Raw genomic sequence first — 25,637 nt, 5'->3', positions numbered from 1 at the left:
CTCAGTGCGCTGCCGCGAGCCCGACGGCTGGCGCTTCCACGATCACGTTGCTCAGATGACCGATATGTTCGATCTCCACCTCAATGCGATCCCCCTCCTTCATAAACAGTGGCGGGTTGCGCTTTTTACCTACCCCGCCAGGCGAGCCGGTGATGATCACGTCGCCCGGGCTGAGACGGGTGAAGGTGCTGATGTACTCGATCAGCTCCGCCACCTTGTGGATCATGCTGCTGGTGTTGTCCTCCTGCACCATGCGGCCGTTCAGCCAGGTGCGGATCGCCAGGCTGTGCGGGTCCGGGATCTCATCCGCCGTCGCCATCCACGGGCCGAACGCCCCGGTCTGCCGCCAGTTTTTCCCGGCGGTGAACCAGGTGTGCTGCCAGTCGCGGGCGGAGCCGTCCATGTAGCAGCTGTAGCCCGCCACGTGGCGCAGGGCGTCGTCGCGGCTGATGTTCTCCCCGCCTTTGCCGATGATCACCGCCAGCTCGCCTTCGTAGTCGAACTCGCTGGAGTGGCGCGGCTTCAGCACCGGTTCGTTGTGGCCGGTCTGTGAATCCGGGAAGCGGACAAACAGGGTCGGGGCCGGGTTATGCTGATCAAACTCCTTGCGCTTGTCGGCATAGTTCATGCCCACGCAGAGAATTTTTTCCGGCTGGACAATCACCGGTAAGAAGGTGATGGCGTTCAGCGGTACATCCACCGCGTCGTTCAGAAAACGGGTGGCCTGCGCCAGCCCGTTCCCCTGCAACAGCGCTTTAAGGTCGCCATAGCGGTCGCCCAGGCGGCGGCCTAAATCAATCACGCCCTCGGCCTGAACGATGCCGTAGCTGCGTTTACCCTGGTATAAAAAGCTTGCGAGTTTCATTGTTCTTTCCTGAAAACTTAAACGAGGAAGTTGCCCAGAATCAGCAGTGAGACAGAGACGTTAATCGCCCCGCCGATACGGGTAGCAATCTGGGCGAATGGCATCAGGCTCATGCGGTTGCCTGCGGTCAGGATCGCCACGTCACCGGTACCGCCCTGCCCGCTCTGACAGCAGGAGACGATGGCGACATCAATCGGGTGCATACCAATCTTTTTGCCAACGAAGAATCCGGTTGCCACCAGCGCGGAAACGGTGCTGATAATCACCAGCAGGTTGCTGACGGTGAACGCCGCCACCAGTTCATGCCATGGGGTAATCGCCACGCCAACGGCGAAGAGAATCGGGTAGGTCACGGAGGTCTGGAAGAATTTGTACACCACCTGAGAACCTTCCAGCAGACGCGGAGAGGCGCCATTACAGAGCTTCACCAGCACCGCCATAAACAGCATACCGACCGGCGCTGGCAGACCAATCAGCTTGTGACCGAGCATGCCCAGCATGTACAGCAGCACCGCCAGCAGCGCGCCGGAAGCGATGGTGGTCACGTCCGCTTTGCCGGAGAACGCAGGTTGGGAAACAGTGGCATCAGCGTTGGCGCGATTCGGCATCAGCTGGCCTTCACCGGTCAGGTGCGGGTAGCGTTTCCCGAGCTGGTTGAGGCAGCCGGAGATAATGATCGCCGTCAGGCCGCCGAGCATCACCATCGGCAGCACGCGGCCGAGCGCCACGCCCTGATCCATGTGCAGCAGGGTGGCATAGCCGATAGAGAGCGGGATCGCCCCTTCCCCGACGCCGCCCGCCATGATCGGCAGAATGATAAAGAAGAAGATCTGGAACGGCTCGAGGCCCAGCGCCAGTCCAACGCCCATGCCGACAATCATGCCGACGATTTCACCGCACAGCATCGGGAAGAAGATGCGCAGGAAGCCCTGGATCAGCACGGTGCGGTTCATACTCATGATGCTGCCGACGATAATGCAGCAGATATAGAGGTAGAGAATATTGGTGGATTTATAGAATTTGGTCGTGGACTCAACCACCACGTCCGGCAGCAGGCCGTAATAGACCAGCGCGGAAGGGATAAAGGTGGCGCAAATTGCCGCCGCGCCGAGCTTGCCGACAATCGGCAGGCGTTTGCCAAACTCGCCGCAGGCAAAGCCGAAGAAGGCCAGCGTGGCCACCATGACCACAATGTCGCTCGGCAGTTTTCCGCCCAGGCAATCAATCGCAATCAGCGCGCCCGCCAGAACGAACAGCGGCAGAGGAATAATGCCGATTTTCCAGGTATCCATAATATGCCACCAGCGCTCTTTGAGCGATGGCCGCTGAATATCAATCGGGTCGTGGGTAACAGAGAATGAATCGTCAGTTGTGCTCATAATAAGCCCCTTAGTTATTTTGTGCGTCCAGCTTAGAGTCACAAAGGCTTACTTTATGTGAGGGATGGCATATTAAAAGCGAAGTTTTAATGGCCGCTATGGTTTTAATGGTTTCTTTTATTTAATGTGATTTATGCCTTATTTATTGCCGTGGTTTTTATGGTTTCTTTTCTTAACTGAACAAAGAAATAACATTTATTCATTTAACCTTAAGAGGATGAGACTTTCGGAAAAATCTTTTACAGGCTGCGCTGTGCAAGGGATCACAAGTTTTCGGCAAAGCGGGCATCCTGGCCTTAAAAGATGATATATTCAGCCGACCTGTTGATATCTCGCGTGATAGTTATGAAAGTATCGTTTCAGATCAAGCTGTTTATTTCGCTGGTCGCCTTTTTCTCAGTGCTGTTCGCATTACTGGGCGGATATTATTATGTCGATGTCGGCAGGCAGCTTTATCAGGAAATGAGCGCGCGCGCAAAAATACAGGCCGAAGAAATTGCGCTTATTCCTTCTCTGCGAAAAGAAGTCGAACAAAAGGATATCCAGGGCATCCATGACTTTATGCAGAAAATAGCCGCCCGCAGCGACGCCAGTTTTATTGTGATTGGTGACAATAAAGGGCTGCATCTTTTCCATTCCGTGTTTGCCGACCGGGTAGGCAAAACGCTGGTTGGCGGAGACAACGACGAGGTATTACACGGCAAAAGCACCATCACCATCCGCAAGGGCGGGTTAGGCATTTCGCTGCGCAGCAAAGCGCCCATTTTTAATGATGCCGGGCAGGTGGTAGGGATTGTTTCGGTAGGCTATCTCACAAGCTATCTGGACACCATCACCGTCAGCAAGGTGGTTAATATCCTGATTGCCGCCGTGCTGCTGCTTATCGCCCTGTTTATTTTCTCCTGGTTCTTCACCCGCAGCATCAAGAAGCAGATATTCTCTCTGGAGCCGCGCGAAATCGGCCTGCTGGTGCGTCAGCAAAAGGCGATGATGGAATCCATTTATGAAGGGGTGATTGCCATCGACGACGATCTCCGCATTGAGGTGATTAACCAGGCGGCGCGTAAATTATTAGGCTTACGCCAGCCCGCCCGCGAACTGCGGGGTCAACTCATCAGCCAGGTGATCGCGCCCGTCCCGTTCTTTAACGCGCAAACCATGCTTGCGAAAGACACCCACGATGAGATCTGTCGCTTTAACGATCTCACGGTCATTGCCAGCCGGGTGCGGATCATGCTGGAAGATGCGTTGCAGGGCTGGGTGATCACCTTTCGCGATCGCAACGAGATCGACTCGCTCAGCGCCCAGCTCAGCCAGGTGAAGCGCTATGTTGATAACCTGCGCATCATGCGCCATGAACAGCTGAACCGCATGACCACGCTGTCCGGCCTGCTGCATATGGGCCGTTATGACGAGGCAATTCGCTATATACAGGCGCAGTCGGAACACGCTCAGGAGCTGCTGGACTTTATCTCGTCCCGCTTTAGCTCCCCGACGCTGTGCGGTTTGCTGCTTGGAAAGGCCGCCCGCGCGCGTGAAAAAGGCGTTGAGCTGAGCTTCGATCCGGCCTGCCGGGTGGACAAACCCTTCCTGCCGCTGCTCGAATCGGAACTAGTCTCGATCATCGGGAACTTGCTGGATAACGCCATCGAAGCGACCCAGCGCGCCCCGCTCCCGCATGCCCCGGTAGACGTGCTAATAAAGTTGAACGAGCAGGAACTGATTATTGAAGTCGCCGACCAGGGCGTCGGCATCACACCGGAGATCCGCGACCGGATCTTTGAGCGCGGCATCACTACCAAAACGCGCGGCGATCACGGTATTGGCCTGTATCTGATTGAAAGCTACGTCACGCAGGCTGGCGGTGCAATTGAAGTTGCCGATAACACCCCACGCGGTGCCATTTTCTCACTGTTTATTCCCGCCACGGGAACGGTCCGGCACCCCGTACAGGAACTGGAAGATACCGACTATGCAACATGAACTTATCGACGTACTGATTGTTGAAGACGAGAACGAACTGGCGCAACTGCACGCGGAGCTTATCGGTAAACATCCGCGCCTGAGGCTGGTGGGGATTGCCGCGTCACTGGCCGACGCGCAGGTACAACTGGAGAGCAAACAGCCGAAGCTGATGCTGCTGGATAACTATCTGCCGGACGGCAAAGGCATCACCCTTATCAGCAACCCGATGCTCACCCGCGCCAACTGCTCGGTGATTTTCATCACCGCCGCCAGCGATATGGACACCTGTAGCCAGGCCATTCGTAACGGCGCGTTCGACTACATCCTCAAGCCAGTTTCCTGGAAACGCCTGAGCCAGTCGCTGGAACGTTTTGTGCAGTTTGCCGAACAGCAGCGCGTCTGGAAGATTGTCGACCAGCAGAACGTGGATTCACTCTATCAGCTACAGGCGAAAAATTATCGACTGGACAACGGCAGCAAAGGGATAGAGGAGAACACGCTGGCGCGGGTGCAAACGCTGTTTAACAACAAGGCGGCGCACTGCTTTACGGTGGATGAGGTGGTGAGCGAGACGGGACTGAGTAAAACCACCACCCGGCGCTATCTGGAACACTGCGTGGAGGTGGGTTTTCTGACGGTGGAGATGCTGTACGGGAAGATTGGGCATCCGAGAAGGATGTACCGGCGTAGTGCGACTTAACTCCCCTCACCCCGGCCCTCTCCCCAAAGGGGCGAGGGTGAAAAGACGGCTCCGTGCAATCCCTCTCCCCTTTGGGGAGAGGGTTAGGGTGAGGGGCCCTACTTTAACACGTACCCATACAGTCGCTTGATCCCGTCGGCATCCTTCTCGCTGTAAACGCCCTGCAACTCTGGCGAGAAACCCGGCAGCATATTAATGCCCTCTTCCAGCGCCAGGAAGTAGCGCTGTACTGCTCCACCCCAGACTTCCCCCGGTACCACGCACAGCACGCCCGGCGGGTATGGCAGCGCACCTTCGGCGGCAATGCGTCCTTCGGCGTCACGAATACGCACCAGTTCGACATTCCCGCGAATGTACTCCTGGTTGGCATCCTGCGGGTTCATCACCACGGCAGGCAGGCTCTCCTGGCGGAACATCGCCTTCTGTAAATCCTTCACGTTAAAGCTGACGTAGAGATCGTGCATCTCCTGGCACAGCTGACGGATCGTATAGTCGCGGTAACGCACCGGGTATTTCTGATAGATGGTCGGCAGCACATCCACGAGCGGCGTATCGTCTTCAATATGCTGTTCAAACTGCCCCAGCATCGCCACCAGCTGCATTAGCTTCTCCGCGCTCTCGGCTGGCGTCAGCAGGAACAGGATGGAGTTGAGATCGCACTTCTCCGGCACAATGCCGTTTTCGCGCAGGTAGTGGGCGAGAATGGTCGCCGGAATGCCGAAATCGGTATAGTGCCCTGTTTCAGCATCAATGCCCGGCGTGGTCAGCAGCAGCTTGCACGGATCGACGAAATACTGCTCGCGGGCATAGCCTTCAAAACCGTGCCATTTTGCACCCGGTTCAAAACTAAAGAAGCGACGCTCGCTGGCGATAGCCTGCGTGGGGTGATCCTGCCATGGCCGCCCCGCCACCACCGGTGGGATAAAGGGTTTGATCATATTGCAGTTGGCGATGATGGCCTTGCGCGCTTCAATGCCCAGCTCGACGCATTCAGCCCACAACCTGCGTCCGCTCTCACCCTCGTGGATCTTGGCGTTCACGTCCAGCGCCGCAAACAGCGGGTAAAACGGGCTGGTGGAGGCATGCAGCATGAACGCATTGTTCAGCCGCTTGTGCGGGCAGAAGCGCGACTGACCGCGAATATGGTTATCCTTTTTATGGATCTGTGAGGTTTGCGAGAACCCGGCCTGCTGTTTGTGGACCGACTGGGTCACGAAAATTCCCGGATCGTTCTCGTTAAGTTCCAGCAGAAGCGGAGACGTTTCCACCATCATCGGGATAAATTGCTCGTAGCCGACCCAGGCGGAGTCAAAGAGAATGTAGTCGCAAAGGTGACCGATCTTGTCGATCACCTGACGGGCGTTGTAGATCGTGCCGTCGTAGGTGCCGAGCTGAATGATCGCCAGACGGAACGGGCGCGCCTCGGCGGCTTTCTGCGGCGCGACGTCACGGATCAGTTCCCGCAGCCAGGCCTCATCAAAGCAGTGTTCATCGATCCCGCCGATAAAACCAAACGGATTACGGGCTGCCTCAAGATAGACAGGCGTTGCCCCGGCCTGGATCAGCGCCCCATGATGGTTGGACTTATGGTTGTTACGATCGAACAGCACCAGATCGCCACGGGTCAGCAGCGCATTGGTCACCACTTTATTGGCCGCCGACGTGCCGTTCAGCACGAAGTAGGTTTTATCCGCGTTGAACACTTTCGCCGCGAACTTTTGCGCGTGCTTGGCGGAGCCTTCGTGGATCAGCAGATCGCCCAGCTTAACGTCGGCGTTGCACATGTCGGCGCGAAAAACGTTCTCACCGAAGAAATCATAGAACTGCCGCCCCGCCGGGTGTTTTTTGAAAAAGGCACCGTGCTGGTGACCCGGACAGGCAAAGGTGCTGTTTCCCATCGCCACATACTGGCTCAGGGTGTCAAAAAAGGGTGGCAGCAGGTTCTCTTCATACCGGCAGGCGGCAGATTCCAGTTCCAGCAATTCCTGTGCTTTACCCGAGATGATCGCCGTAACACCCTCTGGCACCTCTCCTGGCTCTGTTGAGAACATAAATACCGGTAGCTGAAAGCCCGTACGCTTCAGCAACGCAAGAATGCCGCTGTAGCTTTCAACAACCGTAATGACGACTGCCGCCACATCGGTGAAATCGGTGTTATCCAGCATAACCTTTTCGCGATGCGTAGAAACTTTGGATACCAGCTCACGGCTGACGGCAATTTTCATGGTTTTCATAAGCGCAAATACCCTCACCGAACGGTGAGACAGGAAGGAGAAAATTCGCGCAATCATGTCACCTTTTATTTTCAGGTGCAAGAAGGAATCAGTATGCGTTACGCCTCCCAAAGCTAAGCATAATCAGGGACGGACGTGCCATAATCATGCGATGCCAGTGCTTAAATAACAGGAGTTAAACGTGGTGATTGGACCCTTTATCAATGCGGGAGCCGTATTGCTGGGCGGTGTACTTGGGGCAGTATTAAGCCAGCGGTTGCCGGAGCGTATTCGCGTCTCCATGCCCTCCATTTTTGGCCTGGCGTCGTTAGGGATTGGTATCCTTTTAGTGGTGAAATGCGCCAACCTGCCGGTGATGGTACTGGCGACACTGCTCGGCGCGCTGATCGGCGAGTTTTGCTATCTGGAAAAAGGCATTAATCACGCGGTAGGCAAAGCCAAAAATCTGATTGCCCGACCGGGCAAGGCAAAGCACGGCACGCACGAGTCGTTTATTCAGAACTACGTTGCGATCATTATTCTGTTCTGCGCCAGCGGCACGGGGATATTCGGTTCGATGCAGGAAGGGATGACCGGCGATCCCAGCATATTGATTGCGAAAGCGTTTCTGGATTTCTTTACTGCCACCATCTTTGCCACTACCCTCGGCATCGCCGTGGCGGCGATTTGTGTACCGATGCTGCTTATACAGCTGGCGCTGGCCACCTGCGCCACGCTGATCCTGCCGCTGACGACGCCTGCGATGATGGCGGACTTTACCGCCGTCGGCGGCCTGCTGCTGCTGGCGACAGGGCTGCGCATCTGTGGCATCAAGATGTTTGCAGTGGTGAACATGCTCCCTGCCCTGCTGCTCGCGATGCCGCTTTCCGCGCTCTGGACGCACTTTTTCGCTTAAGTTTGCGACGAAATGGTGAGAGAGTGTGCAGTCTGCAACGAAAACAACAAATTTCGTTGACGTCGGAGGGAGGATCGGGTTTAATGCGCCCCGTTGCCCGGATAGCTCAGTCGGTAGAGCAGGGGATTGAAAATCCCCGTGTCCTTGGTTCGATTCCGAGTCCGGGCACCACTTATTTATAACCCTCGCTTCGGCGGGGGTTTTTGCTTTCTGAGTCAGCAACTCGTTGTTTGAACAGTAGTTACCGCCCTTATCTCTCCTCCGGCCCCGCTTCCCGGTGGTACAACTGGCGTTGTTTACCGCCTTTACCGCCACACAGAAGCAGAAAAACCTGACCTTCACCGATCTATTTGAGCATTACAAATGCACATATCAATTGGACAGAGCCCGACAGAGCGGCATCACGTATCCGTGATTACCCCCCATCGGCTAACTGTTTTATTAGATTCATCGGTGGTAAATCCATCCGGGACATCCTGAAAAGTGACCTTTCGGCGTTCCGTACACTTCTGGAACAGGCCCTGGCTAACCGCAGTAAAGTAGGCCGAGGAACGAAGCTGTAAAAAGCGACTTCTACTTCAGACACCGTAACCACATTGTTACTATATTGTGTGTGCGTTGGCACGCATGGCTGTCATGGGGGCGTTTATCAGTCTAAGCAGAGGCCGGTAAAGCAATTGAGAGGAACTACAATGGATGCAGCATTACTTAACATGATGCGCTCAGATGGAAGAAATAAAGCCTGGGCGGAAACTATGGTGAATATGGAAGCCAGGAAACTGGTAAATACAGCCAACACTCTGTCGGCTTTTCATCTCAGCGATAGTTTGACTCGAATGAAGTTTGTTCAGGAAATTCGGGACCTCATAGAACATCAGTTTACGTTAGCTCGTCGGGCTAAATCAGATGAAGAATGCATGGAATGCGTTAAAATTCTCAGAGAAGAAAACAGTAACCTGCTGGAATAAGCGCGTTTATTAAGAACGAAGGCAGCGAAGCTTTACGCTAAAGTCGAGTTTATCCGAGAGAATAACAAAATTGTTGGGTATGTGATCTCGGCTGTTAGTGTTGTCCTGGCCGGTGCTGAAATAGCCGCAGGATTTACCCTCATAGGCACTATGACCCCTCTCGGGGTTCTTGCTGGTGCGATTCTGGTTACTGACGGGACAAACAGCATCAGTAAAGAAGTGGCTCGCTACGCAACTAACAACACTACCAGTGAAGGGCTGGTCGCGAATGCCGCGATGTCTACAGCTGAGTTTATGGGCTTTAGTCGTGAGAATGGATTAGGTGTCTACAAATCAATTTCACTGGCCGCTAATGCGTACACCATTTTTGGCTTGTTACGGCGACCTGGTACCTGGCGACTGTTTCGTTATCTCCCTGCTGACTATTACCGAAAGGTGAGCACACTGAGCCGCCCGCAGCTTACAATGAAAATAGCGGGTTATGGCGTGAAAGCTAAGATTATTTTTGATCTGTTGTCCGTCAGCGACCCGTCCCAGAATTAGTCAGCATTTTACGATAACGCCAGGATTTGTAGCCAAGTTTTGCTGGCGTTATATACCAGATGAAAGGTAGTACAATCAATAATGTGAGCGCAAGTGTCAGGCTTGTATCCTTGGATGCAAGTAAAAGAGTTAAAGCCAGTATGATGAAGGCAATAATAGTTATCCACTTCATAGCCTTAAAACGATTGGCCAGATCATGAGTTACGCTATCAAACGAACCACCGTAATTTTCAATATTGTTTTTTAACTTTTGAAGATCTCGTTTGCTAAAACCTGATTTTAAAAGTGCCTCTTCGCTGGTCATTCTGTTATCCGTCCCATAACTCACTGAAACCTGTGACGAAGTTTAACTTAATTTGGCGGATAAATCGCTACCTGACGATATTCGTCAAATTTATATATATCAACGAGTTGAAGATATCTTAGAGTATACGCTCGAAAACTGACATTATTGCCCACTGCGGAACTTCGCTGGTAGCAACTCTAATGACTCCTTCGGGGCCGTTTCCAACATCTCCCGCCCTGCCCGGTAGAAGCAACATGCAGATCACCACAGGAGGCTGAATCATGCACGATGAAATCATTAATCAGGCCCGCGAAATCCTCCCTCAGCGGCTCAACCATACCGACACATTGGCATCACAGCAGGACACCGCGTACTATCTGGCCCTACAGTGAAGCGCAATGCTGCTATTATCTATTCCCCTATCCACGACACCCCGACCACTGCGTCAGCAGCGCATGCAGATTAGCCGGCTCCAGAGGCTTGCGAAGCACCAGGTACCCCTCCTGCTCCGCCTCCAGCAGAACCGGTGAATTAAATTCGCCGCTGACTATCGCGCCGCTCATATCCGGCAGACGGTCAAAAAGCGCTTTCAGGATATCGAAGCCGCTTTCGCCGGATCGCAGGCGCTGGTCGCACAGCACGGCGAACGGCGTAAAGCCGTCGTCGATGATGGCAAACGCTTCTTCAGCGGAGGCCGCACAGCGTACATCGATTCCCCAGACGCTCATCAGGCTCTCCCAGGCAGACGTCACCAGCGGGTCGTCATCGACGACCAGGCAGGAACCGTGCAGCGGCGCATAGCGTACCGGCGTGGCGGTGTTATCAGCGGCGGGCGGGGTGTCCAGCGCGCTATCTTCGCCAGCATATTGGGTGAAGCGCATCCAGAAGCGTGAGCCTTTACCTTCAATGGATTGCATCCCGTATTTCACCTTCATCAGCTTGGCACAACGGGCCACTACGGCTAGTCCCAGCCCGTGTCCGGCGCTGTCGATCTTCCATGCCAGCTCGGGGCGGTAGTAAGGTGAGAAGATTTTGCCCTTCTCTTCATCGGCGATACCGACTCCCGTGTCCCACACCTCCACCATACACTCGTCACCGCGCGGTCGGATGGCGACCAGCACCCCGCCCTGGAGCGTGTAACGAAGGGCGTTTTGAATCAGGTTAATCAGGGACTGTCGTACCAGCAGCGAATCGCCCATCACGTAGATACGGCGTTTAGGCCGCCGGATGCACAGCCTAAGCGCGCGGCTGTTGGCCTCTTCGCGAAACAGCGTGATGACCGAGTCGAGCAGAGCACCGATATCCACTTTGGTCGGGACGGAGAGGACATTCCCGGATTCTATTTTGCTGAGATCGAGCAGAGAGTTGAGCATTAAATGTACCGAGCGAACGCTCTGCTGCAGGTCAAGAAGCTGTGGCGTCAGGCTGTCGTCCCGGTTTCGGTGGAGGATGGCTTCGATCAGAAAGCCCATAGCGTGTACGGGCTGGCGCAGATCGTGGCTGGCGGTGGTCAGAAACTGATTTTTATCCAGCAGTGCCTGCTCCGCGTCCTCTTTGGCCTGACGAAACTGTTCCGCCAGGCGTGAGCTTTTTTCCTCAAGCAGTGCCTGCTGAATAAAGAACGCATGGGAAGTTAACGCATGGCGGTAAATTGCGAAGCCGTAAAGCAGATTCAGCATGAGCACGATGAACATCAACTCATCCAGCCGCCAGATAATACCGAGGTTCAGCACCCCCCAGGAGGCGAAGAAAAAGCGCGTAAAGGTGCTGATGACCGGCGTCAGATGCGTCGCATTGGCGGCGACGATAGCGGCGATGCTGATATTAAGTAACAGGAAAAAGTCAAAATTCTGCGTCTGTGGAGTAATTAAATAGAGTGAAGAAATGCCCAGCCCGTGAATAAAGGCGATATTATTAATACGCGGAAGCCAGCGTCGCAGGACGTCCCTATCACCGTTTTCTTTCGCTTCACGCTGATAGCGTCGGTGCAATAGTCGTATCGCCCCTGCACATAGCAGATAAATAATTATCCAGATAATCGTTGGGCCGAGGTCGTCCCCAAGCATATAAATCCAGATGGCGAAAGGAATACCCACAAAGGGCACAGCACTAAAGCTAAATACCAGCCGCAGAAAGGTGTTGTTTAGCAAACGGATCTGCGCCGGAGCAGAGATACCTTCGTTTTGTAAGCTCTGGAAAAACCTCATTCCGACGGTTCCTGCTTGCCGTGCAGAAGCGTGATGGCTTCGACCCGGCTGTTAACACCTATCTTTTTCAATATATTGCTGATGTGTTCTTTGACTGTGGGCTCAGAAATTGAAAGCTGTGCGGCGATTCGTTTATTTGGCAGGCCGCGCATAATCATATTTAATACGTCTATTTGTCGCGGCGTTAAGTTAAATTTACTTAACTTCTCATTATTTGCCTTAACGGAAATTTCGTTTCCCTCAGGAAACCAGGTCTGATTATCAGTGAGTGCGAAAACGGCCCGCGAGAACATCTCAGGTGGCTCGCTTTTCAATACAAAACCGTGTCCCCCGGCGGCATTAACTTTGCGCCAGATGTCATTATTGTCATCCCCGCTGACCACCAGGAGTCGTACCTGTGGGTAAAGTTGTTTTACTTCTTTGAGTAATTTCAGGGCCGTTCCGGAAGAGAGCCAAAAATCGATTACCAGCAAACGTGGCGGGCCATGATCCCTAATTTGGCGGTAGCAATCATCCTCATTCGTCACCACACACGCCTGTTTAAACTGGCAATGTGTAATCAGAAAATTGGCGATGCCGCTTGCTACCAATGGATGGTCATCAACGACTAACGCATAATTCTGTCCCAAAGGAGCCTCCTTTTACCTTCGCATATCTTAGAGTACAGATGAATTATTATCTACCCACCCTACTTTAGGAGGGTTTTTTCGATTAGGAAAGAGAAATATATTATTCGCTGATTTGGGTAAAAGAAAACATAAATACAATCAGTGAAATTAACTGGTTGGATATCAAGGATAATTTATGAAAAAACCACTAATCGTTTTAACCGTTACGTTGATGCTAGCCGGTTGTTCCACGTTGAAAACCGATCAGGCTATTCCACTCCTGCAAGCGGAGACCGCTAAAATGCTGGGACTGGGCTCATCGGATGAAATAACCGTGACCAACGTTAATGGCGCCCAGCCGGACGCACTGGGAGGACAAAAACTGTCTTATCGCGCCACGACAGAAAAAGGGCGTATTTTCGATTGTTCATCAATGATGATGCCGGGGATTTTAGGATCCGCACCGACGCTAAGCGCGCCAACCTGTACACCTGTTGTCACACATAAATAATTAACGCCGCATCAAAAGGCGTACATAAATAACGCCTTTTACATTTTCTGACGTATCTGAGTTTTCATAAAAACGATTTTCCAGACATCACGCTAATGAGTACGGAGATAGCCCGTGAATAACTCTACATCGCATGCTTTAGCGGTTAAGACGCCGCTTTCCAGACTTTACCTCGCTCTATTTTCCGCGCCGCTGTTACTGTTTTTACCTGCCGATATCGCGCGTGCAGCCGATGCCTTTTTTGATGGCGACGCGCGTATTACCGAAACGCTGGGTTACACCGGAGATGTTTATGTTGGACGTAACCAACGCGGAAACCTGCTGATCGATAATGGCAAAATCACCGCCTATAACATCAATATCGGTCGGCTGTTCGACGGCAAAATTTATGAAAGCGTGGTCACGGTCCGTGGGCCAGACGCTGAGCTTAACGCGGTGAACGATCGGTACGTCCTGCGCGGCGACCTGAATCTTGGCCTCGGCACCCTGCGAGTCGAAGAGGGCGCGCTGGCGAGTGCAAAGGAGATTGTTGTCGGCACCACCCGCGGCTACGACAGCCACCTTATCGCCACGGGTGCTGGCTCTCGTGTGACCAGTAATTTTCTCAGCGTAGGCACCGATCTGGGCGCACGCTCCACGCTTGCGATTGAAGACGGCGCTGCGCTCAATACCGCTTACGATGCACGCATCGGCAACGGTACCGGACCGGGTGAAACCGACACGCTGAGCCCGAAAGCCACCGTCACGGGGAGTGGCTCACAGTGGAACGTTGGCCGTACGTTGACGCTTTATGGCGACCTGGACGTACTGGACGGCGGAGCGGTTAACGTTGGCGGCGTGCAGGTGGCAGGCGTCTCCGGGGCAGGGAAAACCGCCGAGCTGGTTATTGCGGGCGAGGACTCGCGCTTTACCAGCGGCAGCAGCGTGAGCGTGGGCGATTACGGCAATGGCGTGCTGTCTGTGATTGACGGCGGTTCATTTTCCGCTGGCAGCAATGCGCTGATCGTGGGGACATCGGGTTCCGGCTCGAACCGGGGTGCGCTCATCATCGGCAGCCGCGGCAATATGGACACCGGCACGGGTTTAACTGAGCCAACGCTTGGCACGGCGGGCGGCGCAGGTACCCTCGATGCGAAGACGGCAATAAGCCTGCGTGGCGGACTGTTCGGCAGCTATGTCTACTTCAACCATACCGACGGAAATTACATCTTCAGCAACACGATGAGCGGTGAAGGTGATGTGATCAACACCTCCGGGCAAACGACGCTGAACGGCGATCTTTCCGCACTCAAGGCGAACGTAACCGCGCGGGGCGGTAAAGTTATCATTGCCAGCAATATTAATACCCAGCCAGAAGACGATATTTTTGATGTTCAGACGCTTAGCGCCGAGAACGGCGGTACGCTAATCCTCAACGCGACGGCGGGTTCAGACGTCAGCGACGGGGTCGGTTACAGCAGCGCCGCGTCAATCAAGTCCGGCGGCACGCTGGGCGGCAACGGCACGCTGGGCCAGACCGAGATCCTGTCTGGCGGGCATATCTCGCCTGGCGACGGCAATATCGGTACGTTGACGCTGAAACGCTATCTGAACTTTATCGGCGAATCCTTCTATGACGTGGATATCGCGGGCGATGGCAGCAGCGACCAGCTACTGGTATCGGGCAAAACCACCATCAGCGATCGGGCTAAGGTACAGGTCACCGCGCTGGATCCGCAAACCAGCTATAAAACGGGCCAAAGCTACCGCATTTTGACCTCCGACGGGGGAATTGACGGTGAGTTCGCCGGAGCGATTTCCAAATCCGCCTTCCTGGACGTGGCGCTTGAGCAAAGCACCAACGCCGTCGATCTGACCATCGCGCAGAAAGAGACCGGAGGTGAAAATCCTGGGGGCGAGAACCCGGGCGGTGAAAATCCCGGAGGCGAGAACCCGGGCGGTGAAAACCCCGGAGGTGAAAACCCGGGCGGTGAGAATCCTGGCGGTGAAAACCCGGGTGGTGAGAACCCGGGTGGAGAAAACCCGGGCAGCGGCAAGCCGGGCATTTTCCAGACCGTGGCCCAAAGCAGCAACCAGTGGAATACCGCTGGCGCGCTCTCCACTCTGACGCAAAGTGGCCCGTCGCTGGCGCTGTATAACTCGCTGCTTCTGCTGAGCGCGCCGGAAGCGCGCGAGGCGTTCAACCAGCTGTCTGGTGAAGTTTATCCATCAATGCAGTCCAACCTGATCGCTGGCAGCACGCAGGTGTTTAACGTGTTAAACCAGCGTATGCAGCGCGCGTTTGATAACGACAGCCTGCCGATCCCACCGTTAGCCATGTCGCTGGTGCAGCAGCCGGAGCCGCAAAACAATGGCGTCTGGGGCCAGACCTTCAGCTCCTGGAGCCGAAACAGCGGCGACGGAAACGTGGGCAAGCTGGACGGCAACACCACCGGCTTCCTGCTGGGGGCAGATCGCAAGCTGGCGGACCATAACGTGCGTGTCGGCGGCTACTTCGGCTACAGCCGGGGTGATTACGACGTCGACAGCCGTCGCTCCTCAACGGATACCGACAACTATCACCTTGGCCTGTATGCGGCGGGTCAACAGGATGCGTTCTCCCTTCGCGGCGCGCTGGGTTACACCTGGCACAAGATCCAGGGCGAGCGCAATGTTGATTTCAGCGGCTTCTCGGATCGGCTGAAGTCAGATTACGACGCTAACTCGCTGCTGGCGTTTACCGAAGCGGGCTACCGTTTCGGTCAGCCAGACAGGAATATTGAGCCGTTCGTCAATTTATCGTACATCCGGCTGCATACCGACAGCTTCAGGGAAGACGGCGGTGCCGCTGCGCTGAGCGTCCGTAACGAAACGATGAACACCTTCTATTCCACACTCGGGGTGCGCGGTGTGACCGAGCTGCCGAAGAACGTTAACCTCTACGGTTCGCTGGGCTGGCAGCACGCTTATGGCGATAAGAATACCTCTTCGCGCATGGCGTTTGCGGGCAGCGACGCGTTCATTACTCAGGGGCAAGCCGTGGATGAGGACGTAATGGTGGGTGATATCGGCGTGAGCGTACAGCTGTCGCGTGCTGCGACGCTGGATGTGGGTTACCAGGGACAATATGGTGCGGATACCCGCGTCAACTCGGTGAACGCCAATCTGCGCTGGTCGTTCTGAATTATTTCCATTAAAAGAACCCGCCCTCGTGGCGGGTTTGTGCTTTTGGCTTCTGACGAAGCTAGGGATCGTTCCCAGCTGCGTCCAGCAGTTTGTTTTTGAAGATAAACAAACACGCCTCGTTGAAGTTCCCTGCCCCTAACCGCTCCGATAGCGCCGTTCGCTTGCGATAGAGGCTTTTAACCGACATATTCAGCTTATCTGCAATCTCTTCCATTGACCTCCCTGCCTTCAGCAACCGGAGCATTATCGCTTCATGTCTACTCAGCCGTAAGTTAAGCAGCCATTTGGTTGTCAGACGCCAGCCTTTCATATCAAGCACCAGATTGAATAACGACGCCATATCCGGAGGCGTAAGCGACGTGTTCATAAACAGCTTCATACTGTGCAGATCCTCCTCTCGAGGGCGCATATCCAGCATAACGCAGCAGATGGTTTTTCTCGTTCTGGCCGGATGGCGTATCAGGTAATCATATAAACGGAGCGGCGTACGGCTATCAATCAGTACAGTATATTCATTTGCGTCGGTATCAAATATGTTTCTGTCTATCGAACAGAGGCAAATTATATCCGGGAAAAATAGCCGCATCCCCCTGACAAGGAAACAATCCTGAGTCACTAACACTATTGAAGTCGCCACTAATCATCCCTTTTAGATTAAAGCAAGCCCGCCTCTTAAGAAACAAGGACGCTTTCGTTTATAGCGCTTTACATTAACGGCAAATGTTTTCTGGCTTTGATCATCCCTCAATATGACATTGGTGAGCTAGACTTTTTGCAGACTATCACTCAATGCCTGGCGTTAATTATAAATAAAAAAGAATTTCAGAAAAGTCACTTCTCTGAACATTAAGAATTTTTGTCATGAAACTTCCCAAACATGCACCGGAAAGTACTTTAATTAACTCAGAAGAACTTCATTTCAAATATAAAAAAACTGCAAACAGCAAAGAAAAAAAACATTTAATATCAATCATTTAAAAAGAACAATCCTGCACTGAATTATCTAAAAAACTTACTTCTTCCAGAATTATCTCAAAACCTCCCAGCCGCTTTTCAACTTATTTATCCCCCAACACATCGGGTGTACATTAAGTCCAATCAGACCACTGAGATGAGGGCGCATAATTACCTTTAAGTAAGTACCCCATAACGTAGCATCATTCAGATTTAATGTTCTCCTTTATGCCCTTTAACGCAGAGTTAAAAGGCGGCCGTGTTATGCAATGGATTCACGATAAACAAATGGCAAATAGATATGGAAAGATCGCTTAGCTTCACTACGTTATTCTTTTATCGCACCACAATATTATTGCTCCTGCTTTTACTCTTTCCTGTTCTGGTTCAGGCTGATGAATCCGTTTATGAGCATCAGATACAACAGGCACGTAACGGTAATTACGCTCTGTTTCTTGATTACCTACAGCGCTATGAGCAACAGCATGCTTTAACACCTGGACAGGTTGCGGACTGGTTACAGGTAGCCTCCTGGGCAGGACGCGATGATGAGGTTATTCGAGTCTGGCAGCGTTATGGTATTTATATGCCGCTGCCCGCTCGCGCCATCGCTGCTGTCGCCCAGTCCAGAAGAAACCAAAAAGCCTGGCCATCCGCCTTATCGCTGTGGAAAGAGGCGCTCAGCCTTGCGCCGGATAACGACGATTACCGCATCGGCTATGTTAAGACCCTGGCCGATGCCCGCAGAGATCGCCTCGCGCTTTCGGAAGCCCGGCAGCTGGTTAAGGACGATCCTTCTCCCGCGCACCTTGAGACGCTCTCCTATGTCTGGATGCGCCAGGGAAAAAACGGGGACCGGCTGCTGGCGGACATGCGCGCGCTAAACGCCGCACCAGGGAATAACGCCCTTCTTCGCGAGACGATCGATGCGTTAACGGATAACCGGGTAAGCACGCCCGCACTCTGGCTGTCGCAAAGCGCAGCAATGTCTCCCGCGGAGCGTCGCCGCCTTGAGCGTAACGCCGCGGCTGAAAAGGTACGCCTGGCGGATGTGCCTGGCAGAACGGAGAAAGAGCGGCTGCGGCTGGCACAAAACGCATTAGATCGCTATCACGTCCTGCTTTCCCGCTGGCAAAACGAACCGCAGGCGGCTGAAGACATCATCCTTGCCCGTATCGATCGGCTTGGCGCGCTGTATGCGCAGGGTGATTACCGGCAGGTTATTAGCGAATATGAGGCGCTGACGACCGCACAGCATCCGGTGCCGGACTGGGCCATCGGCTGGGTGATCTCTGCATATTTGCAGGAGAAAAACACCGTCGCCGCCTTCTCGCTTGTACAACGCTATCCACACTACGCCTCCGATCCGCAGGATGAGGAGCATGCGCTTTTCTACGCCTGGCTGGATACGGGGCAGTATCAAACCGCCCGCCGCTACGTTGAGCGCGAGACCCGCAGCGTTCCCTGGACCCGCTACGATTTCGGATCCCCGACCGCTCAGCCGAACGATCGGTGGCTCACCGGACAGTCACTCAAACTTAACTATTTGCTGGCGACCAACGCCCTGTCGGAAGCCGGAAAGCTGTCGTATCGTCTGGCGTCAACGGCGCCGGGAAATCAGGGATTACAGATTGATTATGCCGCCCTGCTTCAGGCCAGGGGCCTGCCGCGCGCGGCCGAGCAAAAGCTTAAACGAGCAGAGGCGCTCGAACCCACGAATCTGGAGCTTGAAAAACAGCAGGCTTACGTCGCAATGGACCTTCAGGAGTGGCGCCAGATGGATTTACTGGCTGATGACGTAATTGCTCGCGCCCCCGCCGATCGCAGCGCCCGCCGCCTGGACAGGCTCAGAGCGGTCCACCATATGTCAGAGCTGCGTCTGAACGCGGGTAAAGGATTGCACTCAGATAACCCCGTCAGCGGTAGCCACGACATGAGCTGGGACGCCACGCTCTATGGCCCACCCGTGGCGGATAACTGGCGGCTATTTGCTGGCGCCCGCTATGCACAGGGGAATTTCGACGAAGGTAAAGGCATCAGCCGCCACCTGTTGGGCGGCGTTGAGTGGCGCCCACGTGACCTCACGCTCGAAGCCGAGCTCTCCAGCAACCGCTATCACGGCACAAACAGGCCGGGTGCACGGCTCTCAACAACCTACAGCCTGAGTGATAACTGGCAGGTCAGCGGTAGCCTCGAGCGCTTATCACGCGCGACACCCTTACGGGCATTACGCAATGGGATCAGTGCCAACCGGGGTGAAGGTGGGGTGCGCTGGTATCAAAACGAGCGACGTGAATACCAGTTCAACGCCGCCGTCAGCCGCTTCTCAGACCACAACCGCCGTCAGGAATACACCCTCTCTGGGAAAGAGCGTCTCTGGCAGACCCCGACCCTGACGCTGGATCTCGAACCGGAGATCGCCGCCAGTAAAAACAGCCTGCGGAATACGCTCTATTACAACCCGGCACGGGATCTGTCCGTGACGGCAGCCCTGTCCGTTGACCATGAGATGTACCGCCACTACGACACCCTCTGGAGCCAGCAGTTCGTGGCAGGCGGCGGCAGCTACTGGCAGAAAAATCAGTCGCCTGGCGCCATTACCCTGCTGGGTTACGGGCAACGCATTCAGTGGAACAACGTTGTCGATACTGGCGTGATGCTGAACTGGGATAAACGCCCTTACGACGGCAAACGCGAGAGCAATCTCTCCGTCACGTTAGATGCGACTTTACGCTTTTAAGGATGAATATGCTGAATACACGTTTTTCTGTAAGCCTGATCGTCATCGGCTGGCTCTGCCTCAGCGCGAGCCTCTGCGCGCAGCCGCTCTCCTTTATGGCCCCTGAAGAGAGGCCGCAGCTGGAGGCCAGCAAACCCTGGCCGGAGAATCAGTTTCTGGTCCTGGCCTACCACGACGTCGAAGATGATGCCGCCGATCAGCGCTACCTCTCCGTTCGCACCAGCGCCTTAAACGAGCAGATAAGCTGGCTTTTGCACAACGGCTATCACGCCATCAGCGTGCAGGACATTCTGGATGCGCATGAAGAAAAAAAAGCGCTGCCGCCGAAAGCCGTTTTGCTCAGCTTTGATGACGGCTACAGCAGCTTTTACACCCGGGTCTGGCCCCTGCTTCAGGCCTGGAACGTTCCTGCGCTGTGGGCGCCGGTGGGCAGCTGGGTGGATACGCCGGCAAATCAAAAAGTTAACTTCGGCGGTCTGATGACGCCCCGCGATCGCTTTGCCACCTGGGATATGGTTCGCGAGCTCAGCCAGTCCCCGCTGGTTGAGATTGGCTCGCATACCTGGGCCTCGCATTACGGCATTCCGGCCAACCCGCAGGGAAGCCGTGAACCCGCCATCGCCAGCCGTTTTTATGATAACGCGACGGGGCATTACGAAACCGATGAACACTTCAACCAGCGGATCGCCGCAGACGTACGCAAAGTCACCGATAAAATCACCCAGGTGACGGGAAAAGCGCCGCGTGCCTGGGTGTGGCCCTATGGGGCTGCCAACGGAACGTCGCTCGCTATCGCCCAGAAACAGGGCTATCAGCTGGCCTTTACCCTGGAGGACGGGCTGGGAAACGTGCGCGACCTCGGCAACATCCCGCGCCTGCTGATTGCCGGAAATCCGTCGATAAAAACCTTTGCCAACACGGTTAGCCGCGTTCAGGAGTTTGACCCGGTGCGCGTCATGCATGTTGATCTCGATTATGTCTACGATCCCGATCCGGCCCAGCAGACGAAAAACATCAACAAACTCGTCCAGCGGGTCTACGACATGAAAATCAGCCATGTGTTTCTCCAGGCGTTTTCGGATCCGCGGGGCGACGGCAGGATCGGCGCGCTCTATTTCCCCAACCGCCGGCTTCCGGTCCGGGCCGATCTCTTTAATTTTGTCGCCTGGCAGCTACAAACCCGCGCGGGAGTGAAAGTCTTTGCGTGGATGCCGGTCCTCTCTTTCGATCTCAGTCCAGCCCTGCCGCGCGTGCAGCGCCGGGATCGCCAAACGGGAGAGTTGACCGTGGCCGCCGAGCCCTATATCCGGCTCTCCCCATGGAGTGCGCAGGTTCGCCAGCAGGTGACGGAGATCTATGAAGATCTGGCCCGCTATGCCAGCTTCAACGGGATCTTGTTCCATGACGACGCGGTGCTGACGGACGTTGACGATGCCGGGCAGAAGACGACGCGCCAGAAAAGCCAGCAGCTTATCGGCTTTACCCGCACCCTGAGCCAGACGGTGAAGGACATCCGTGGCCCGCAGATCAAGACCGCGCGCAATATGTTCGCCCTCCCCATTCTGCAGCCCGAAAGCGAAGCGTGGTTTGCGCAAAATCTGGATGATTTTCTGTCGGCCTACGACTGGACGGTGCCGATGGCAATGCCACTGATGGAGTCCGTCCCGGCAGAAGAGAGCAATGCCTGGCTGACGCGTTTAGTCAACGCCGTCGCCGCACGCCCCGGCGCGCTGAATAAAACGATTTTTGAGCTACAGACCAGGGACTGGGCGCAGAAACCGCAGCGTGCCGTAGCCGATGAACGTCTGGTGGAGTGGATGCAGGTGCTCCAGCTGAACGGCATCAAAAATTACGGTTATTACCCCGACGACTTCCTCAACAACCAACCTGATATTTCGCGTATCAGGCCTGAATTTTCTTCGTATTGGTATCCTGACAATGACTGATCGCATTATCGCCTTCTCTATTTTGTGTCTGGTATTCGGGTTGCCGTTAGGCGTAGCCGCGCTGTTTACCGGCGAACTGATTCTGGACTTTGTCTTTTTCTGGCCGCTGTTTATGTCCGTGCTCTGGGTAACCGGCGGCCTCTATTTCTGGTTTCAGCTTGAACGGCACTGGTCGTGGGATAACGCAACACCCGCGCCTGCCTTAGCCGGTGAACCGTTAATCTCGATTCTTATTCCCTGCTTTAATGAGGAACGCAACGCACGGGAGACCATTAGCGCCGCGCTGGGTCAGCGGTACTGGAATGTTGAGGTTATCGCCATCAACGACGGCTCTTCGGACAATACCGCGCAGGTGCTGCATCAACTGGCGCAGGAGCAGCCGCGCCTGCGGGTGATTAATCTCGCGGAGAATCAGGGGAAAGCCGTGGCGCTCAAGGCTGGTGCGGCGGCGGCCCGGGGCGATCTGCTGGTCTGCATTGACGGCGACGCCCTGCTCGATCGCGATACGGCCGCGTATCTGGTGGCACCGCTGATTCAGTATCCCCACGTTGGGGCCGTCACCGGAAATCCGCGTATTCGCACGCGCTCAACGCTGATTGGTCGTATTCAGGTGGGCGAGTTTTCTTCCATTATTGGTCTTATCAAGCGAACGCAGCGGATCTATGGCCGGGTCTTTACGGTCTCCGGCGTCATCGCCGCCTTTCGCCGACAGGCGCTGGCGGATGTAGGGTACTGGAGCCCGGATATGATCACAGAGGACATTGACATAAGCTGGAAGCTTCAGCTGCGCCACTGGGATATTTTTTTCGAGCCGCGGGCGCTGTGCTGGATCCTGATGCCGGAGACGATCAAGGGGCTGTGGAAACAGCGTCTGCGCTGGGCTCAGGGCGGTGCAGAGGTGTTTCTGGTTAACCTGCGCAAAATGGCCCGCTGGGAGCATCATCGGATGTGGCCCCTGTTTCTCGAGTACGCGCTATCAACGCTGTGGGCGTTTGCCTATGGAGCGACCGTGGTGTTGTTCATTCTTAGCCATATTATCCCTCTTCCCGCGAACCTGGCCGTTGCGAGTCTGTTTCCCCCGGCGTTTACCGGGCTGCTGCTGGGGGTGATGTGCCTGCTGCAATTCCTCGTCAGTTTGTATATCGAGCGGCGCTACGAGCGGAAAGTGGCAGGCTCGCTGTTCTGGGTGATTTGGTTCCCGATGGTGTACTGGATGATTGGCCTGTTTACCACCCTCGTGGCATTTCCGAAAGTCATGCTTAAACGTAAACGCGCCCGCGCGCGCTGGATCAGTCCGGACCGGGGAAAAGGGAGCATTCAATGAACGAGAATACGTTAATTTTGACTGAACATCGGCTGGCACCGCGTCTTTTCGATGCCGCATTAACGCTGATAGCCTGGGGAGGATTCCTGTTTTTCCTGTATGCCAGGCTGTGGATGCAGTTAACCGAGGCGAGCGATCACCGCTGGAGCGTGATTATCGCCTCCTTTAATACAGTGCTGGTTTATCTGCTGATTGCCGCGTTCAACGGCTGGCTGCTGATCCTGTGGTATCAGTACAATCGCCGCCGCGCGCATGTGAGGCGGCGTCATCCGCAAATGTTGCGCCATGACGAGCTTGCCCAAAGTTTTAACGTCACGCCGCACATTATGTCCGAGATGAGCCAGTACAACCTGCTGACGGTCTATCATGACCAGATCGGCCGGATCATTGATTTGAAGATCAGCGAGCAGCAGGAAGAGGAAGAAGAGTAAGAAAAAGCCCCCGCAGGTTATCCGGCGGGGGCTTTTTTGTCGCGGGTATGAATTAGTTATCCTTCACCACAATCAGCGGTTCAATATCGCTCTCTTTCTTCACCACCAGCGAGTCATCCCCACGCAGACAGGTTCCGCCATAGTTTCCGCCCACGGTAAAGGTGCAGACCTGTATGTATCTGCCGTCAACCTTTGGCAGGCACCATAGCTGCTGGTAGATATTTTTGCGGTCAACAAACTTGCCGCTGGACTGGTCCAGCAGTTGATCCTGGGCGCCGATCAGATCGATATTGCTCCCGCAGCGTCCGGCTATCGGTTTAACGGCATAGCCTGTCCGTTTCAGCAGCGCATTCACCTCAAAATCGGTATCCAGCAGGTAACGGTGGTTCGGGAACAGCTGCCACAGCACCGGCAGGATCGCCTTGTTACCTGGGATCACCGTCCACAGCGGTTCAAAGACCAGCACTTCCGGGCGCAGCAGGACGTCAATCAGGCGCACTTCACCTTGCGGGTGACCGGTACGGATGGGCACGGCGGCGTACTCGGTTTCGCTCACCTCGCGGATCTGCTCGATCGCCGTTTCCCACGCCCAGGTTTTCCATACGCAGTTGACGTGACGGCCTTCATCATCAATCAGTTGCCCGGCGGCATCCCAGCTCAGCGCGCCCAGTCCATGCAGGATTTTGGTTTCAAACCCGGCCTGGATCAGCGAGCGCTGAATAAAGAGCGCGTGGTAATCCTCTTCGATATCGTTGTCCTGCATGATATGGACGAACGGCCGCGCGTGGCTGTGCTTCCAGGCGCCGGTCAGCTCCTCCAGCAAGCCTTCCGCCGGATTGTGGCCGGTGCCGCGATAGCCGTTTTTCACCCACTCTTCAAGAATCAGCCCGCCCTCGGTATGGCAGGAGGCGGAATCCGCGTTGTACTCGTAAACCTTAATGCCGCGCTCATCCATGCAGAAATCCATACGACCGGTGATCATATGGTGACGACGCCACTGCCAGGAGAGGCGCAGACGCGGCCAGAGAATTTTCGGGATGTCGAAAAGCGCGAGTAAGCTGTCGTCTTTCAGCACCTTGTCGGTGGCATGAAGGTACATCAGGTGCAGTTCGTTGGTGGCTTTGATCAGCTCCTGCTCGGCACTTTCGGTAATGGTGAAGTACTGGCAGGGATCGTTGTTAATAACGTGGCCGTTCGCGCGAACGTACGCCTGTTGCAGGGCGTCGTTTTCATTGAGCCATTTTCCGTCGAACTGACGGTTGTTCTTCAACCGCGCGCCGCTGATTTTCAGCAGCTCACCGTCGATCTCCGGCTGAGGTATACTGTGTTCCGTCTCCTCCGTCTGGATCATCCAGCCAAGGATCTCGGTATCGCTGAACGTATCATGAAGCGTATAGCAACCGTTCTCAACGCTCAGACGCAGCTCGCGCGTCCACTGCTGCCCCATCGGCAGCGGGGAGTGAATAACGTTCTGCTCGGCAATGCGCACTTTGTCGTCCAGCAACTGGGTGATGACGGCGACGTGGCCGGTCTCTTGAAATTCACCGCCCTTTTGCCAGATGAGCAATGCACCGGCCTGCGGCGCGCGCTTCGAGCCATTAGCAAAGGCCTGTAGCGGCAGGATGTTGTCATTCACCACCTGGCGTAAAAAACGCAGGGAGAAGATCTCCCACGCCATCCCGACATCGGTAAAGACAAACCCGTGGTTGAGAAACAGGAAACGGCGCGCAAACTCAACGCACTGCCATTTATGGCCCATGTATTCGTTGCCGATATAGCTGCGGAATTCCGCGTCTTCCGGGTAGTGCCGCGGATCGAGACTGCCGTAATTTGAAGAGTAAATCGCCACGCCACCCGGCGCATAACCTAATAACGTCCCGAAGGGTGCGTCACTGCTTAATGTTCCTTTACGCATG

The 25,637-nt window shown here is 54.9% G+C and carries 17 protein-coding genes, 1 tRNA gene and 1 pseudogene; 11 read left to right on the top strand and 8 right to left on the bottom strand.

Annotated features, from left to right (window positions below; translation table 11 throughout):
• Window position 1 precedes the first annotated feature (1 nt).
• Both ACOTX2_RS11940 and ACOTX2_RS11935 read right to left on the bottom strand, forming a co-directional pair.
• Window positions 2-865: a fumarylacetoacetate hydrolase family protein gene (locus ACOTX2_RS11940; protein WP_015571851.1), complete on the bottom strand. Its 864-nt coding sequence runs from the start codon at window positions 863-865 to the stop codon at window positions 2-4.
• A 17-nt stretch (window positions 866-882) separates the two neighbouring features.
• The gene (locus tag ACOTX2_RS11935) at window positions 883-2,244 is read right to left on the bottom strand and encodes a 2-hydroxycarboxylate transporter family protein (protein ID WP_022649371.1); all 1,362 of its coding nucleotides are present in this window, start codon (window positions 2,242-2,244) and stop codon (window positions 883-885) included.
• A 345-nt stretch (window positions 2,245-2,589) separates the two neighbouring features.
• Here ACOTX2_RS11935 and ACOTX2_RS11930 point away from each other — a divergent pair, with 345 nt between their 5' ends.
• Window positions 2,590-4,227: an ATP-binding protein gene (locus ACOTX2_RS11930; protein WP_022649372.1), complete on the top strand. Its 1,638-nt coding sequence runs from the start codon at window positions 2,590-2,592 to the stop codon at window positions 4,225-4,227.
• Window positions 4,217-4,909: a response regulator gene (locus tag ACOTX2_RS11925; RefSeq protein WP_022649373.1), complete on the top strand. Its 693-nt coding sequence runs from the start codon at window positions 4,217-4,219 to the stop codon at window positions 4,907-4,909. Before ACOTX2_RS11930 ends, ACOTX2_RS11925 begins: the two co-directional genes overlap by 11 nt.
• Before the next feature lie 98 nt (window positions 4,910-5,007).
• Here the strand turns inward: ACOTX2_RS11925 and ACOTX2_RS11920 are convergent, their stop codons facing one another.
• Window positions 5,008-7,143 (bottom strand): ornithine decarboxylase, encoded by a 2,136-nt coding sequence (locus ACOTX2_RS11920; RefSeq protein WP_023298579.1) that lies wholly within the window; start codon window positions 7,141-7,143, stop codon window positions 5,008-5,010.
• A 181-nt stretch (window positions 7,144-7,324) separates the two neighbouring features.
• Here ACOTX2_RS11920 and ACOTX2_RS11915 point away from each other — a divergent pair, with 181 nt between their 5' ends.
• The 3 genes and pseudogenes from ACOTX2_RS11915 (at window position 7,325) to ACOTX2_RS11905 (ending at window position 9,549) form a co-directional block, all read left to right on the top strand.
• Window positions 7,325-8,038 carry a DUF554 domain-containing protein gene (locus ACOTX2_RS11915; protein WP_003862452.1) on the top strand — a complete coding sequence of 238 codons (714 nt, stop codon included), beginning with the start codon at window positions 7,325-7,327 and terminating at the stop codon, window positions 8,036-8,038.
• Window positions 8,039-8,133: 95 nt separating this feature from the next.
• Window positions 8,134-8,209: transfer RNA gene (locus ACOTX2_RS11910), tRNA-Phe, on the top strand.
• A 521-nt stretch (window positions 8,210-8,730) separates the two neighbouring features.
• Window positions 8,731-9,549: pseudogene (locus tag ACOTX2_RS11905) on the top strand (DUF4225 domain-containing protein).
• Here the strand turns inward: ACOTX2_RS11905 and ACOTX2_RS11900 are convergent.
• The 3 genes from ACOTX2_RS11900 to ACOTX2_RS11890 all read right to left on the bottom strand — a co-directional run bounded on the left by ACOTX2_RS11900 (window position 9,527) and on the right by ACOTX2_RS11890 (window position 12,671).
• Window positions 9,527-9,853 carry a hypothetical protein gene (locus ACOTX2_RS11900; protein WP_023298582.1) on the bottom strand — a complete coding sequence of 109 codons (327 nt, stop codon included), beginning with the start codon at window positions 9,851-9,853 and terminating at the stop codon, window positions 9,527-9,529. The pseudogene ACOTX2_RS11905 and the gene ACOTX2_RS11900 overlap by 23 nt on opposite strands.
• 401 nt (window positions 9,854-10,254) lie before the next feature.
• Window positions 10,255-12,042, bottom strand: a complete 1,788-nt coding sequence (locus ACOTX2_RS11895; RefSeq protein ID WP_063147401.1) for a hybrid sensor histidine kinase/response regulator — start codon at window positions 12,040-12,042, stop codon at window positions 10,255-10,257.
• Window positions 12,039-12,671, bottom strand: a complete 633-nt coding sequence (locus ACOTX2_RS11890; RefSeq protein ID WP_003862456.1) for a response regulator transcription factor — start codon at window positions 12,669-12,671, stop codon at window positions 12,039-12,041. Before ACOTX2_RS11890 ends, ACOTX2_RS11895 begins: the two co-directional genes overlap by 4 nt.
• 175 nt (window positions 12,672-12,846) lie before the next feature.
• Between ACOTX2_RS11890 and ACOTX2_RS11885 the strand changes: the two genes are divergently transcribed.
• Both ACOTX2_RS11885 and ACOTX2_RS11880 read left to right on the top strand, forming a co-directional pair.
• Window positions 12,847-13,161: a lipoprotein gene (locus ACOTX2_RS11885; protein WP_003862457.1), complete on the top strand. Its 315-nt coding sequence runs from the start codon at window positions 12,847-12,849 to the stop codon at window positions 13,159-13,161.
• Between the two features lie 114 nt (window positions 13,162-13,275).
• Window positions 13,276-16,323, top strand: coding sequence for an autotransporter outer membrane beta-barrel domain-containing protein (locus tag ACOTX2_RS11880; RefSeq protein WP_063843662.1), 3,048 nt, complete (start codon window positions 13,276-13,278; stop codon window positions 16,321-16,323).
• A gap of 61 nt (window positions 16,324-16,384) precedes the next feature.
• Here the strand turns inward: ACOTX2_RS11880 and ACOTX2_RS11875 are convergent, their stop codons facing one another.
• On the bottom strand, window positions 16,385-16,912 hold the full coding sequence (locus tag ACOTX2_RS11875; protein WP_045308383.1) for a helix-turn-helix transcriptional regulator: 528 nt from the start codon (window positions 16,910-16,912) through the stop codon (window positions 16,385-16,387).
• Window positions 16,913-17,581: 669 nt separating this feature from the next.
• Between ACOTX2_RS11875 and pgaA the strand changes: the two genes are divergently transcribed.
• Genes pgaA through pgaD form a run of 4 tightly spaced genes read left to right on the top strand, consistent with a single transcriptional unit; the run spans window position 17,582 to window position 23,721 of the window.
• A complete protein-coding gene (gene pgaA, locus ACOTX2_RS11870) occupies window positions 17,582-20,020 on the top strand; it encodes a poly-beta-1,6 N-acetyl-D-glucosamine export porin PgaA (RefSeq protein ID WP_063147399.1) in 2,439 nt (812 codons plus the stop codon).
• An 8-nt stretch (window positions 20,021-20,028) separates the two neighbouring features.
• Window positions 20,029-21,966, top strand: a complete 1,938-nt coding sequence (pgaB, locus tag ACOTX2_RS11865; RefSeq protein ID WP_063147398.1) for a poly-beta-1,6-N-acetyl-D-glucosamine N-deacetylase PgaB — start codon at window positions 20,029-20,031, stop codon at window positions 21,964-21,966.
• Complete coding sequence (gene pgaC / locus ACOTX2_RS11860) at window positions 21,959-23,290, top strand: poly-beta-1,6-N-acetyl-D-glucosamine synthase (RefSeq protein ID WP_063147397.1); 1,332 nt, start codon at window positions 21,959-21,961, stop codon at window positions 23,288-23,290. Before pgaB ends, pgaC begins: the two co-directional genes overlap by 8 nt.
• Window positions 23,287-23,721 carry a poly-beta-1,6-N-acetyl-D-glucosamine biosynthesis protein PgaD gene (pgaD, locus tag ACOTX2_RS11855; RefSeq protein WP_063147396.1) on the top strand — a complete coding sequence of 145 codons (435 nt, stop codon included), beginning with the start codon at window positions 23,287-23,289 and terminating at the stop codon, window positions 23,719-23,721. Before pgaC ends, pgaD begins: the two co-directional genes overlap by 4 nt.
• Window positions 23,722-23,773: 52 nt before the next feature.
• Here the strand turns inward: pgaD and gss are convergent, their stop codons facing one another.
• On the bottom strand, window positions 23,774-25,636 hold the full coding sequence (gene gss, locus ACOTX2_RS11850) for a bifunctional glutathionylspermidine amidase/synthase (protein WP_045623048.1): 1,863 nt from the start codon (window positions 25,634-25,636) through the stop codon (window positions 23,774-23,776).
• Window position 25,637 lies beyond the last annotated feature (1 nt).

Origin of the sequence: Enterobacter cloacae complex sp. IR5412 (assembly GCF_049237385.1) — a bacterium.
GTDB lineage: Bacteria > Pseudomonadota > Gammaproteobacteria > Enterobacterales > Enterobacteriaceae > Enterobacter > Enterobacter intestinihominis.
The sequence above is the reverse complement of the archived record's forward strand: the minus strand, read 5'-3'. Positions and strand labels throughout refer to the sequence as shown.

Bases quoted from the DNA above. Each gene is read 5' to 3' on its own strand.
- pgaA (WP_063147399.1), top strand. From the start codon at position 17,582: ATGGAAAGATCGCTTAGCTTCACTACGTTATTCTTTTATCGCACCACA.
- ACOTX2_RS11885 (WP_003862457.1), top strand. From the start codon at position 12,847: ATGAAAAAACCACTAATCGTTTTAACCGTTACGTTGATGCTAGCCGGT.
- pgaB (WP_063147398.1), top strand. From the start codon at position 20,029: ATGCTGAATACACGTTTTTCTGTAAGCCTGATCGTCATCGGCTGGCTC.
- gss (WP_045623048.1), bottom strand. From the start codon at position 25,636: ATGCGTAAAGGAACATTAAGCAGTGACGCACCCTTCGGGACGTTATTA.
- ACOTX2_RS11935 (WP_022649371.1), bottom strand. From the start codon at position 2,244: ATGAGCACAACTGACGATTCATTCTCTGTTACCCACGACCCGATTGAT.
- pgaC (WP_063147397.1), top strand. From the start codon at position 21,959: ATGACTGATCGCATTATCGCCTTCTCTATTTTGTGTCTGGTATTCGGG.
- ACOTX2_RS11900 (WP_023298582.1), bottom strand. From the start codon at position 9,853: ATGACCAGCGAAGAGGCACTTTTAAAATCAGGTTTTAGCAAACGAGAT.
- pgaD (WP_063147396.1), top strand. From the start codon at position 23,287: ATGAACGAGAATACGTTAATTTTGACTGAACATCGGCTGGCACCGCGT.
- ACOTX2_RS11895 (WP_063147401.1), bottom strand. From the start codon at position 12,042: ATGAGGTTTTTCCAGAGCTTACAAAACGAAGGTATCTCTGCTCCGGCG.
- ACOTX2_RS11920 (WP_023298579.1), bottom strand. From the start codon at position 7,143: ATGAAAACCATGAAAATTGCCGTCAGCCGTGAGCTGGTATCCAAAGTT.
- ACOTX2_RS11875 (WP_045308383.1), bottom strand. From the start codon at position 16,912: ATGCGGCTATTTTTCCCGGATATAATTTGCCTCTGTTCGATAGACAGA.
- ACOTX2_RS11930 (WP_022649372.1), top strand. From the start codon at position 2,590: ATGAAAGTATCGTTTCAGATCAAGCTGTTTATTTCGCTGGTCGCCTTT.
- ACOTX2_RS11940 (WP_015571851.1), bottom strand. From the start codon at position 865: ATGAAACTCGCAAGCTTTTTATACCAGGGTAAACGCAGCTACGGCATC.
- ACOTX2_RS11925 (WP_022649373.1), top strand. From the start codon at position 4,217: ATGCAACATGAACTTATCGACGTACTGATTGTTGAAGACGAGAACGAA.